The sequence below is a fragment of the Serratia sp. CC22-02 genome (assembly GCF_900182895.1).
In the GTDB taxonomy this organism is placed as follows: Bacteria; Pseudomonadota; Gammaproteobacteria; order Enterobacterales; family Enterobacteriaceae; genus Serratia; species Serratia nevei.
The window spans coordinates 31,425-43,306 of record NZ_FXUD01000007.1 but is presented as its reverse complement, the minus strand read 5'-3'; the positions used below and the strand labels follow the sequence as shown (position 1 = coordinate 43,306).

Below are 11,882 nucleotides of genomic sequence, written 5' to 3'. Positions count from 1 at the left end.
GTGCGTAATGGGTTTGATGACGCCAGGCAGTTTGCCCCGGCTGGATGTCCAGCATCTCGACGATGAACAGACCGCGCTGGCGGTCAACGGCCTGAACCTGTTTTATGGCGACAAACAGGTGCTGCACGATATTTCGCTGCGTATCCCGAAGCACCGGGTGACGGCCCTGATCGGCCCCTCGGGCTGCGGTAAATCGACGCTGCTGCGCTGTTTCAACCGCATGAACGATCTGGTGGACAACTGCCGTATCGAGGGCGAGCTGCAGCTGAACGGCGCGGCGATCTCCGGGGCACAGATCGACGTGGCTGCGCTGCGGCGGCGGGTGGGCATGGTGTTCCAGCGGCCGAACCCGTTCCCGAAATCGATCTATGAAAACGTGGTGTACGGCCTGCGGCTGCAGGGCGTGCGCGACCGGCGCTTGCTGGATGAGGCGGTGGAGCGTTCGCTGCGCGCCGCCGCGCTGTGGCATGAGGTGAAGGATCGGCTGCGCGAAAATGCGTTCCGCTTGTCCAGCGGCCAGCAGCAGCGCCTGGTGATTGCGCGCGCCATCGCCATCGAGCCGGAGGTATTGCTGCTCGACGAGCCGACCTCGGCGCTGGATCCGATCTCCACGCTGACCATCGAAGAGCTGATTTCCGCGCTGAAACAGCGTTACAGCGTGGTGCTGGTGACGCACAACATGCAGCAGGCGGCGCGAGTCTCCGACTACACCGCCTTTATTCATCAGGGGCGGCTGGTGGAGTATAACGACACCGACGCCATCTTCACCTCGCCGCGCCAGCGCCGCACCGAGGATTATATTACCGGGCGGTATGGGTGAGGAGAAAGTGACGGAAGTCTCAGGCTTCCGTCATATTGTGAAGTGAAAAATCAAAAATGGTATCGACAACCAATATCTTTTATCGATTTCATGCCGATTAATGCTATATAAATGAGAATAGCCGAGCGTTTACTGATTGCCTGAGTAACGTTATTACGTTGCAGAGCAATACCATTTGCATTCAACCATAAATATCAGGCTGATAACGATTTTATAATACTGTTAATATAAGGATATTACGCATGAATATTGACGAGAATTATATTAAAGAAATTATTATTCCTCTGATGACTTTATTATTGCCGGTATTGATATCGGTAATAAAATGGTGGTTCTCGCGCTGGTCAAAGGGGCAAGACAACCGACGTAATCACCGATTTGATGCTGTCAGTGCAGATAAACGGATCTCCGTGTTGGCATATATTGAGAGATTGCGAGCCAAGCCGCAGGAAGGCATCACGCAATTGCAAATCAAGGCGCTGTATGAAAGCATCGGTATTCGCCTGCCGGTCTGGATCGCGCATCAACTCACGGAGTATCTGGGTAAGGCGCCTTTGCCGTTAACCAGCCCCATTCTTAACAGCTTTTTACGTCATGTTTTGCTCTGTGTAGTGAAAAACGGTGTTTTCTCTTTCAGTGCCGAACGGTGGAAGCGTCAGCGCCGGGGACTGGTGGGATTCCTGATACTGAGTTTAGCTGCCATCGCTTATGGTTTCTTTGTTACCGTGCCGCCTTTAGGCATGAGTGCACCCAGCGCCGGCAACACGTTCTGGTTTTTCTTTTTCCTCTTAACCTATCTCGCCATGGCGATTTTTGTTGTGGCCTGGTCGATCGACGAATGGGTTTCGCTTAACGGCGCCAAAGCTTTCTGGTTGATATGGCAACCGAATCTGTGCCAACAGGAAGAGGAATATCAGGCGCGTTGCCGGCATCAGCAGGAGCAAGCGGTGAAAGAACATGTGGATTCAGCCTTTATTCCGCTGAGTGAAAGCAATGTGTGCGAAAAACCGCTGCGTAGTTGGCTGTTGCGGCGATTGGGAGGGCGTAAGGCGGCTGTGAATATATGATATCCTAAAAAAGGGGCATATATGCCCCTGTATTCATTGTAATTGCCCATGTGTCAGTAGTTTTTGCGAATGCGGATCGCTTCTTCTACCCACTCAGCCAGGTTTTCTTTGATGTGGTTATAGACATTGGTGCTGGTTGAATAAGGCGGATCATAGGCTTTGGCGATTGTGGAAAGCTTTGCGTCACCCAGCTTGATGTGATCCAACGGGTTGTTGCCTTTTTGGGTTTTTTCGCCGGCGCTGTCTTTCAGGTTATGGATATATATCACCAGCACGCCCATGCCTTTCTTCCAGGCCTCGCAGATTTCGAAGTTGATCCACTTACGATTGGCGGTATCTTTACCGGCGAGAATTACGGCGCAGCTGCGATTGTCCAACTGGCCTTTGATCCAATCAGCGATGGCGTCGTTACCGCCCTTTTTAACTTCCTCCCAATCATTATCCGTGGCCGGCCGATTACCTTCCAGCGTGCCCATTTCACGTATCTGAGAAGCGCGCCAGTTGTCCGGCTCATAATGGAAACTGTAAAAACATTTTCTGGTCATCGGGGGTTATCCTTAGTAATGATATCGATAAGTGCCAACAGGCATTTTTTCTTCTCCGCCAGGCTGCCCGGTTCGTTAAGCTGATCCAGCAGATTCATGGCGGTGGGGTTGCGGTGGTAGAGGGTTTCTTTCATCTCCTCCTTGATTTTTCGGTAGATTTCGGCGGATGCGCCGCCGGTACAACCGATAGGAATGCAGACGCAGCCTTGTTCCGCAGCGATGTGGAACTCTTTCAATAAACCGTCGGCCAGCACGCATTCGCCTTCGGTGTTACGCTTGTTGCCGAACAAAAAGACCGCGATGCCGCTGAGCGAAATCATGTTCTGGCGATACTCGTGCCAAAGTGCCGGCAGCGTAATGCCCCCGCTGGCGAATTGGGGGAAAGGGCGCAGCACCAGCTGGCTTTCGCTGATTTTTCCTTGGCTGTCGTAAATGGCTTCCAATGCGCCGTTGATCACCGCCGTGCCTATACCCCAGCCAAAGCCATTGACGATGCGGTACTGTTTGCGGATAAGCTGGCGCGCCAGACGATGTATGAACTGGATGGATTCTTCACGGGCATAGGGCTGGTAGTTGTCGGCACTGCCGGAGATAAACACCGTGCTTTTCTTGAACTGCGTTTCGATGGCATACAGCAGGTCGGTGATTTCGCGATAGTCGTTTACCAACAGCGTTTGAATGCCGTAGCGGCGAAGATCGTTGATCATCAAGCCTTGTTTGCGGCTGTTGTAATCGCAAGACGCCTGCTCTTCGCTGCCGCTGTCGCCAAGCTGGACGCGCCGCATGATGCAGTAGTGGTTTCTTTTCCCTTCGCCGTACTGCGCATAGAGCCGACTCAATACATATTGCAGGTTAGGGTCTTCGAAACTGAAACCGATAAACAGGAAGGTTTTGGCAGTCAGCTCCGCCATCAGCATATTGACAAAAGGCTGGTGTGAGCGGGAATAGGTTTCGTATTGCTCTCGGGTGATAACCGCTTGGTTGGGGGTTTTATAGTCACCATGCATTTTATATAAAACCACATCACGTTTATGAATGTTATTAGTCAGGCTTTCCGGCGTGGTTTTGACGTCGCAGACGCGATTATAACGGGCATAGGTTTTTTCAATCAGATCGTCGTAGTTGGTAGTCCAAAGTGACGCTATCGGCAATCTGGCAATGATTCGATGGTTTTCTGTTTCTTCCGCTTGCTCAGCGAATTCTGTAATTATTTTTTGATTTATCTTATGCCGGTTGCCTTTTTCATTGAGATGATATTGTGCCAGAGAAATAAGGTCGCTCTCTTTTTCTATGTCCAACCCCAGTTCATAAGCGATATCGCTTATGAGCTCTTTCCAGCTGACGAAGCCGGCGGGTATGGACAGCCCAGCGCCGGCAAAGAGCGCAGCGCTGCCGCTTTTAATATCATTAACATAGTCACGAATAAATAGTTCTATATCACGTTCGGGCATGAGGGGATATCCTGATATTATCTGGTATTTATATTTGATTTATTTTTATTCATTTCATGAATATATAACTTAATGCAATCAATCATTACATTAATTTGATAAGCTGACTTTGTAAACTCTATTTTGTTTCTTGCTTGATGTCGGTTCTATATTTTTATTTTGGTGTTCGATTTCTTAATTTAAAATTAAATTCCTGAAGAATAATAAGTGAGATAATGTTGGTATGCCGAGCCCATTATATACTCCCCTGGCAGGGGTACCTTTCGAGCGTTGTCATCAAGCTTTGCGGCTCAGCGGCGTAAGAGGGAGCCTTTCAGGCCGTGCGGACACGGCGTAGATACAATACTTGTTGGATAACAACGCAAGAAACCGTATGAAAAGAAAACTGTGCCCGTGGCCTTCAGTGTGTTCTGGCCGAAATTCGCAACACCACCCCCACCAACAGCAGCGCGGCCCCCGAGGCATAGAGCGGGAACCAGCGCGTCCACCAGAGCGGGGAAAATAGCGGGGTGCTATTGGGATCTGCAGGCGCGTAGCCGCTATAGGTATTCAGACCGGCGGCGATGGCGAGCATCGCCAGGCCGATAAAAAGCAGCAGGTTTGAGACGGTTGTCATGGCATTTTTCCTTTGTAGAGGCAGAGGGTAACTCTTACTATCACTATTAATTATTGTTCGATTAATTATCTCGGCTGAATATTATTTATTTCCGCATTCATCAGGCTATTTCCTGACGATAAAATAGCATCCATTAATACTAGTCGCTTATTTTCCAATAAAAAACCCGCTTTCGCGGGTTTTCTCTTTTTCTTGCTAAGCGTCACTTCACCAGCGGCTTATCATTGGGCGTTTTGAACTTCGCCAGATATTGCGGCTGGAAGATGCACATGCGCAGCACGGTGCGGTATTCGCCGTTGACGAAGAACTCGTCGATCAGCTCGCCTTCCACGTTGAATCCCAGCTTGCTGTAGATGTGGATCGCCTTCGGGTTCTCCTTGTCGACGATCAGGTACAGCTTGTACAGGTTCAGCACCGAGAAGCCATAGTCCATCGCCAAGCGGGCGGCGGTGCTGGCGTAGCCTTTGCCCTGGTGGGCGGGATCGATGATGATCTGGAACTCTGCGCGGCGGTGGATGTGATCGATCTCCACCAGTTCCACCAGGCCGACCTTGGCGCCTTCGTGCTCGATGATAAAGCGGCGCTCGCTCTGATCGTGGATGTGTTTGTCGTAGAGATCGGAAAGCTCGACAAAGGCTTCGTAGGGTTCTTCAAACCAATAGCGCATAACGCTGGCGTTGTTGTCCATCTGGTGGACGAACGACAGATCGTCCCGTTCCAATGGGCGTAACCTGACGCTGGCAGTGCTGGACATGTGGGCTCCTCTGTGCCGTGAAATTGTGCAAAGTATAACTTCACAGAATGGATGAAGGCGAAAAAAAACGGCGCCGCGTGGGCACCGTTTAGGCAAGGTTCAGGCTGCGCGCCTCAGTCGGCGGCGTGACCCTGCTCAGGCAGGCGTTCGCCGTCCAGCCAGGCGGCGCCATCGCGCATCGCCAGGCGGCCGTCGACGAACCAGCTCACCACCAGCGGATAGATCGTGTGTTCCTGGGTTTGCACCCGTTCAACCACGTCATCCTCTTCGTCGTCAGCGAAAATCGGCACCTTGGCCTGCAAAATCACCGGGCCGCCGTCGAGCTGTTCGGTCACGAAGTGCACCGAGGTGCCGTGTTCGCTGTCGCCGTTGTCGATGGCCTGACGGTGGGTATGCAGGCCCGGGTATTTCGGCAGCAGGGAAGGGTGGATGTTCAGCAGGCGGCCGGCATAACGCTGCACGAACTGCGGGCTGAGGATGCGCATGTAGCCGGCCAGCACTACCAGATCGGGCTGGTACTGGTCGATAGCGTCCGCCAACGCGACGTCGAACGCCGCGCGATCGGCGTAAGCCTTGGCATCCAACGCCTGGGCGGCGATGCCGGCCGCCTCGGCGCGCTGCAGGCCATAAGCCTGCGCCTTGTTGCTGAACACCGCCACGATCTCGGCGGTGATGCGGCCCTGCTGGCAGGCGTCAATCAGCGCCTGGAGATTGCTCCCCTGGCCGGAGACCAACACCACGATCTTTTTCATCAGTTGATGACCACTTGTTGTTCGTCGGAAGAGGCGGTCAGTTTACCGATTTTCCACGCTTTTTCACCTGCTGCGGTCAGCAGCGCGATGGCCGCTTCCACTTCGGCTTCCGGCAGGGCGATGACCATGCCTACGCCGCAGTTGAAGGTGCGGTACATTTCATGACGGCTGACGTTACCGGCCTGCTGCAGCCAGGTGAACACCGCCGGCCACTGCCAGCTGGCTTCGTCGATCACCGCCTGCATGCCTTCCGGCAGCACGCGTGGAATGTTTTCCCAGAAGCCGCCGCCGGTGAGGTGAGCGATGGCGTGGACGTCCGCCTTCTCGATCAGCTCCAGCACGGACTTCACGTAAATCTTGGTCGGCGCCAGCAGGTGGTCGGCCAGCGGTTTGCCTTCCAGCTGGGTAGCGGTCGGATCGGTGTTGCTCACTTCCAGGATTTTACGCACCAGCGAGTAGCCGTTGGAGTGCGGGCCGGAAGCGCCCAGGGCGATCAGCGCGTCGCCTGACTGCACTTTGCTGCCGTCGATGATCTCGGATTTTTCGACCACGCCGACGCAGAAACCGGCCACGTCGTAATCTTCGCCGTGGTACATGCCCGGCATTTCAGCGGTTTCGCCGCCCACCAGCGCACAGCCGGACTGTTTGCAGCCTTCGGCGATGCCGGTGATCACGCTGGCCGCGGTGTCCACATCCAGCTTGCCGGTCGCGTAGTAGTCGAGGAAGAACAGCGGCTCGGCGCCCTGAACCACCAGATCGTTGACGCACATCGCCACCAGATCGATGCCGATGGTGTCGTGGCGTTTCAGATCCATCGCCAGACGCAGCTTGGTGCCCACGCCGTCGGTACCGGAAACCAGCACCGGCTCGCGGTATTTCTGCGGCAACGCACACAGGGCGCCAAACCCGCCCAGACCGCCCATCACTTCCGGGCGACGGGTCTGTTTAACTACACCTTTGATGCGGTCTACCAATGCGTTGCCTGCATCGATATCGACACCTGCGTCTTTATAGCTGAGAGAGGTTTTGTCGGTCACTGCGCGATTCCCCACGACGGTTTGCGGTTTGAAAACTGTGCTTCCGATGTTGATTCCGGAATAAGGCGCGGCAATTCTAACAGCGCAGGCAAACGTTTGCGAGCGGCTTGTGAACCGGCTCCGCTTTTTCGTCATCTATACTGATATTCAAACTTTTGTTGATCCCGATCGGGCTATTGTGGGTGGCGCGGCGAAAAAAAGGAGGTATAATCCCGCGATTTTTTTGGCCGCAACCACCTTAATAGGAGAAAAATGATGAAGATCGTTGAGGTGAAACACCCGCTGGTAAAACACAAGCTTGGCCTGATGCGCGAAAATGACATCAGCACCAAACGCTTCCGTGAGCTGGCCTCAGAAGTGGGTAGTTTACTGACCTATGAAGCGACCGCCGATCTGGAGACGGAAAAAGTCACCATCGAAGGCTGGTGCGGGCCAGTTGAAGTGGATCAGATCAAAGGGAAAAAGATTACCGTAGTGCCGATCCTGCGCGCAGGACTGGGCATGATGGAAGGGGTGCTGGAGCATGTGCCGAGCGCGCGCATCAGCGTGGTGGGCGTTTACCGCGACGAAGAAACCCTGGAGCCGGTGCCGTACTTCCAGAAGCTGGTTTCCAACATCGAAGAGCGCATGGCGCTGGTCGTTGACCCGATGCTGGCCACCGGCGGTTCGATGATCGCCACTATCGATCTGCTGAAGAAAGCCGGCTGCCACAGCATCAAGGTGCTGGTCCTGGTGGCGGCGCCGGAAGGCATCGCCGCGCTGGAGAAAGCGCACCCGGACGTTGAGCTGTACACCGCCTCCATCGATCAGTGCCTGAACGACAAGGGCTACATCGTGCCTGGCCTGGGTGACGCGGGCGACAAGATATTTGGTACCAAGTAAACATTTGAGCCGACTTAACGAGTCGGCTTTTTTTTGACTAAAACCTATAAAACCAATAAACCGAGGAAAAGCACACATGACCCGTCGCGCCATCGGCGTCAGCGAGCGCCCGCCGCTGCTCCAGACCATTCCGCTCAGCTTCCAGCACCTGTTCGCCATGTTCGGCGCCACCGTGCTGGTGCCTATCCTGTTCAAGATCAACCCGGCGACCGTGCTGCTGTTCAACGGCATCGGCACGCTGCTGTATCTGTTCATCTGTAAAGGCAAGATCCCGGCCTACCTCGGTTCCAGCTTCGCGTTTATCTCGCCGGTGCTGCTGCTGTTGCCGCTCGGTTATGAAGTGGCGTTGGGCGGTTTCATCATGTGCGGCGTGCTGTTCTGCCTGGTGGCGCTGATCGTGAAAAAGGCCGGCACCGGCTGGCTGGACGTGATGTTCCCGCCGGCGGCGATGGGGGCGATCGTCGCCGTCATCGGGCTGGAGCTGGCGGGCGTGGCGGCCAACATGGCGGGGCTGCTACCGGCGGAAGGTACCAGCGCCGACTCGACCACCATCACCATTTCGCTGGTGACGCTGGCGGTCACGGTGCTCGGCTCGGTGCTGTTCCGCGGCTTCCTGGCAATTATCCCGATCCTGATCGGCGTGCTGGTGGGCTATGCGCTGTCGTTCTTCATGGGCGTGGTGGATTTGACCCCGATCCGCGAGGCGCACTGGTTCGCGCTGCCGACCTTCTACACCCCGCGCTTTGAGTGGTTCGCCATCTTCACCATTCTGCCGGCGGCGCTGGTGGTGATTGCCGAGCACGTCGGCCACTTGGTGGTGACCGCCAACATCGTGAAAAAAGACCTGATCCGCGATCCGGGGCTGCACCGTTCGATGTTCGCCAACGGTATCTCGACGGTGTTCTCCGGCTTCTTCGGTTCCACGCCGAACACCACCTACGGCGAGAACATCGGCGTGATGGCCATCACCAAGGTCTACAGCACCTGGGTGATCGGTGGCGCGGCGGTGCTGGCTATCCTGCTGTCCTGCATCGGCAAGCTGGCGGCGGCGATCCAGGCGGTGCCGGTGCCGGTGATGGGCGGCGTTTCGCTGCTGCTGTACGGCGTGATCGGCGCCTCGGGCATTCGCGTGCTGATCGAGTCCAAAGTGGATTACAACAAGGCGCAAAACCTGATTCTGACCTCGGTGATCCTGATCATCGGCGTGAGCGGCGCCAAGGTGCATATCGGCGCGGCGGAGCTGAAAGGCATGGCGCTGGCGACCATCGTCGGCATTGGCCTGAGCCTGTTGTTCAAGGTCATCAGCCTGTTCCGCAAGGAAGAAGAGGTGCTCGACGCGCCGGATGAACCGGCGGAGCAGAAGTAACGAAAAGGGCAGCCCAGGGGCTGCCCTTTTTATTCGTGTTTCTGCATTATATCCGTTGGGATAAAGTAGCTGATAGCATTAACAACATCGGTTAAGGAAAGAGGGTATGGAGTACTACGGCTATATTTTGCTCAAATTTGTGATTGGCTTTGTCATAGTTATCACCCACCTGAACCTGTCGGGAAAGACCCAGCTATCGCAGATGACCCCAGTAGATTTTATCGGAAACTTTGTGCTCGGGGGCATTATTGGGGGCGTTATCTATAGCGACAGCATCCCTTTGTACCAGTATGTCGTTGTATTACTTATCGGAGTAGGACTAATTTCTCTGTTGAATGCAATCAGTAAACATTGCAACTTCTTTCGTTCGGTCACTATCGGCAACCCGATACCAATTATAAAAAACGGCCGCTTTTTGATGGAAAATATTTTAGCCAAGAAAAATAAAATCGACATCTTGAACGTTTCCTCACAGCTGCATGCGCAGGGGATTCACGCCTTTCAGGAGATTGTCTATGCGCAAATTGAGCCGGGCGGTCAGATAACTGCGGTATGCGAGGGAAATGAACTGCCTTCAGTTATCATTATGAAAAATGGCAGGGCCAGGCCTTATGAGCTGCAGGAGATTAGTAAAGATGAGGAGTGGTTGAACCAAACTATCCGTGAACATGGCATAGAGCCGAAAGATATTTTTATTGCTGAGTTTTGGGACGGTAGGACAGCATTCATTCTTAATGACGGACGTATAGTTAAAGAGTGAAAAAGGGGAGCCTCAGCTCCCCAATGTCATATTAGCTGCGAATTTTGCGGTACACGAACAGCACCACGATGGCGCCGATAACCGCTACCACGAAGCTGCCGAAGTTGAAGCCGTCAACCTTGCCGTAGCCGAAGAAGGTGCTGATATAGCCGCCGACTACGGCGCCGATGATCCCCAGCACAACGGTCAGGATAAAGCCGCCGCCGTCTTTGCCGGGCATGATCCACTTAGCCAAAATACCGGCGATCAGGCCGAAGATAATCCAGGAAATAATCCCCATTTACTGCTCCTCTCTTGGTGGCTGAGTATGGCTTACTGCTGGGTGGCCGGCTGCGTATTGCCGTTCACCGCCGCATCGGTCTCTTGTTTCAACTCTTGCGCTTTGTTTTCGGCGCTGTTCTTGATGGCTTCGGTCTTCGCCTTGGCCTGCTCGGTCAGATCGTTAGCGCCGTTGATGGCGTCGTTTTTGATGGCCTTGGCCTGATCCACCAGCTGCTGGCTTTGTTTGCCGGCGTCATCCTTGATCGCGGCGGCCTTGGCCTTGGCGTCGTTGGTGATGGCGTCGGCTTGCTTGGCGGCTTCATCTTTAATTGCCGAGGCTTTGTCCTTCAGCTGGTCTGCCTGCGTGGCGGCCTCTTTTTTGATTTCATCCGCCGTCGCTTTCGCTTTGTCCGTCAGATCGTCCGCTTTTTTCTGGGCGGCGTCTTTCATCTGCTCGGCGCTGTCTTTGGCTTTATCCAGGTTGGCGTCAACCTTGGAAGAGTCATCACAGCCGGCAACCAACAACCCGATAAAGGAGGCTAACAGCACTTTATTCCATACTTTCATCGTCTATATCCTTGCAGAAACCTTGTTGATGGTGATTGCGTTTTGCCTACCTATACTAGGTCAGGTTTTACTTAAATTACAAATTTAACCTGCTTAGGCATGGGGTTAGGGTTTGATATCAGATTATTCTTGCCGGTGAGGGAGCCGCAATCGATTAAACGGCGCTAAGGCATTGCTCACTATTGCGGCATAAGATCCTGCCGGTTCAACAGCGCCCGTTTTCTGTGTTAAACTGCCCGCGTTTTTCTGCCAGTTTTGGTTGAGGTGCTTCTCTGAATACGCCGGCACAGCTTTCACTGCCACTTTATCTTCCCGATGATGAAACTTTCGCCAGTTTTTATCCGGGCGAGAACCCATCCCTATTAGCCGCGATCCAATCCGCCGTCCGTCAGGAACATGGCAGCTATATCTATTTTTGGTCGCGTGAAGGCGGCGGGCGCAGCCATCTGCTGCATGCGGCCTGCGCCGAGCTTTCGCAGCAGGGGGAAGCGGTGGGCTATGTGCCGCTCGACAAACGCGCTTACTTCGTGCCTGAAGTGTTGGACGGCATGGAGCAGCTGGCGCTGGTCTGCATCGACAATATCGAATGCATCGCCGGCGACGAAGAGTGGGAGATGGCGATCTTCAACCTCTACAACCGCATCCTGGAAACCGGCCGCACTCGCTTGTTTATCACCGGAGATCGTCCGCCGCGCCAGCTGAACCTGCGTTTACCTGATCTGGCTTCGCGCCTGGACTGGGGGCAGATCTACAAGCTGCAGCCGCTGTCGGACGAAGAGAAACTGCTGGCGCTGCAGCTGCGCGGCAAACTGCGCGGCTTTGAGCTGCCGGAAGACGTGGGCCGCTTCCTGTTGAAACGGCTGGATCGCGAGATGCGCACGCTGTTTATGACCCTCGATCAGCTCGATCGTGCCTCGATCACCGCCCAGCGCAAGCTGACCATCCCGTTCGTTAAAGAGATCCTGGGGCTGTAGCGGCTACCGCAAAAGAAAGGGCGCGACAGT

At 54.4% G+C, this 11,882-nt stretch carries 14 protein-coding genes; 6 read left to right on the top strand and 8 right to left on the bottom strand.

The features are described from left to right. Positions 1–7 precede the first annotated feature (7 nt). Positions 8–820: a phosphate ABC transporter ATP-binding protein PstB gene (gene pstB / locus QOL81_RS20255; RefSeq protein ID WP_004941613.1), complete on the top strand. Its 813-nt coding sequence runs from the start codon at positions 8–10 to the stop codon at positions 818–820. 242 nt (positions 821–1,062) lie between these two features. Beyond that, complete coding sequence (locus tag QOL81_RS20250; RefSeq protein ID WP_283440006.1) at positions 1,063–1,887, top strand: hypothetical protein; 825 nt, start codon at positions 1,063–1,065, stop codon at positions 1,885–1,887. 53 nt (positions 1,888–1,940) lie between these two features. Here the strand turns inward: QOL81_RS20250 and QOL81_RS20245 are convergent, their stop codons facing one another. From QOL81_RS20245 to purM, 6 genes are all read right to left on the bottom strand, one after another. Further along, complete coding sequence (locus QOL81_RS20245; RefSeq protein ID WP_060424839.1) at positions 1,941–2,432, bottom strand: TIR domain-containing protein; 492 nt, start codon at positions 2,430–2,432, stop codon at positions 1,941–1,943. Beyond that, on the bottom strand, positions 2,429–3,883 hold the full coding sequence (locus QOL81_RS20240) for an SIR2 family protein (protein WP_060424837.1): 1,455 nt from the start codon (positions 3,881–3,883) through the stop codon (positions 2,429–2,431). The genes QOL81_RS20245 and QOL81_RS20240 overlap by 4 nt, the downstream gene beginning before the upstream one ends. Positions 3,884–4,283: 400 nt before the next feature. Continuing rightward, complete coding sequence (locus QOL81_RS20235; RefSeq protein WP_060424836.1) at positions 4,284–4,499, bottom strand: hypothetical protein; 216 nt, start codon at positions 4,497–4,499, stop codon at positions 4,284–4,286. A gap of 202 nt (positions 4,500–4,701) precedes the next feature. After that, entirely contained in the window at positions 4,702–5,253 is a 552-nt protein-coding gene (speG, locus tag QOL81_RS20230) for a spermidine N1-acetyltransferase (RefSeq protein ID WP_004941631.1), read from the bottom strand. 113 nt (positions 5,254–5,366) lie between these two features. Next, a complete protein-coding gene (purN, locus tag QOL81_RS20225) occupies positions 5,367–6,005 on the bottom strand; it encodes a phosphoribosylglycinamide formyltransferase (RefSeq protein ID WP_060424834.1) in 639 nt (212 codons plus the stop codon). Then, complete coding sequence (gene purM / locus QOL81_RS20220; protein WP_025303843.1) at positions 6,005–7,042, bottom strand: phosphoribosylformylglycinamidine cyclo-ligase; 1,038 nt, start codon at positions 7,040–7,042, stop codon at positions 6,005–6,007. The genes purN and purM overlap by 1 nt, the downstream gene beginning before the upstream one ends. A 255-nt stretch (positions 7,043–7,297) precedes the next feature. Between purM and upp the strand changes: the two genes are divergently transcribed. The 3 genes from upp (at position 7,298) to QOL81_RS20205 (ending at position 10,050) form a co-directional block, all read left to right on the top strand. Then, positions 7,298–7,924, top strand: coding sequence for a uracil phosphoribosyltransferase (gene upp, locus QOL81_RS20215; RefSeq protein ID WP_004941642.1), 627 nt, complete (start codon positions 7,298–7,300; stop codon positions 7,922–7,924). A 76-nt stretch (positions 7,925–8,000) separates the two neighbouring features. Then, positions 8,001–9,290 carry a uracil permease gene (gene uraA / locus QOL81_RS20210; RefSeq protein WP_021504398.1) on the top strand — a complete coding sequence of 430 codons (1,290 nt, stop codon included), beginning with the start codon at positions 8,001–8,003 and terminating at the stop codon, positions 9,288–9,290. Positions 9,291–9,396: 106 nt separating this feature from the next. Next, complete coding sequence (locus QOL81_RS20205) at positions 9,397–10,050, top strand: DUF421 domain-containing protein (protein ID WP_060424830.1); 654 nt, start codon at positions 9,397–9,399, stop codon at positions 10,048–10,050. 31 nt (positions 10,051–10,081) lie between these two features. On the opposite strand, the gene QOL81_RS20200 is transcribed toward QOL81_RS20205, so the two are convergent. Together QOL81_RS20200 and QOL81_RS20195 are read right to left on the bottom strand one after the other, a co-directional pair. Beyond that, complete coding sequence (locus QOL81_RS20200) at positions 10,082–10,330, bottom strand: GlsB/YeaQ/YmgE family stress response membrane protein (RefSeq protein WP_016926728.1); 249 nt, start codon at positions 10,328–10,330, stop codon at positions 10,082–10,084. A 32-nt stretch (positions 10,331–10,362) separates the two neighbouring features. After that, positions 10,363–10,878 carry a hypothetical protein gene (locus tag QOL81_RS20195; RefSeq protein WP_019452428.1) on the bottom strand — a complete coding sequence of 172 codons (516 nt, stop codon included), beginning with the start codon at positions 10,876–10,878 and terminating at the stop codon, positions 10,363–10,365. Positions 10,879–11,150: 272 nt separating this feature from the next. Here QOL81_RS20195 and hda point away from each other — a divergent pair, with 272 nt between their 5' ends. Then, entirely contained in the window at positions 11,151–11,852 is a 702-nt protein-coding gene (gene hda, locus QOL81_RS20190; RefSeq protein WP_048325292.1) for a DnaA inactivator Hda, read from the top strand. Positions 11,853–11,882 lie beyond the last annotated feature (30 nt).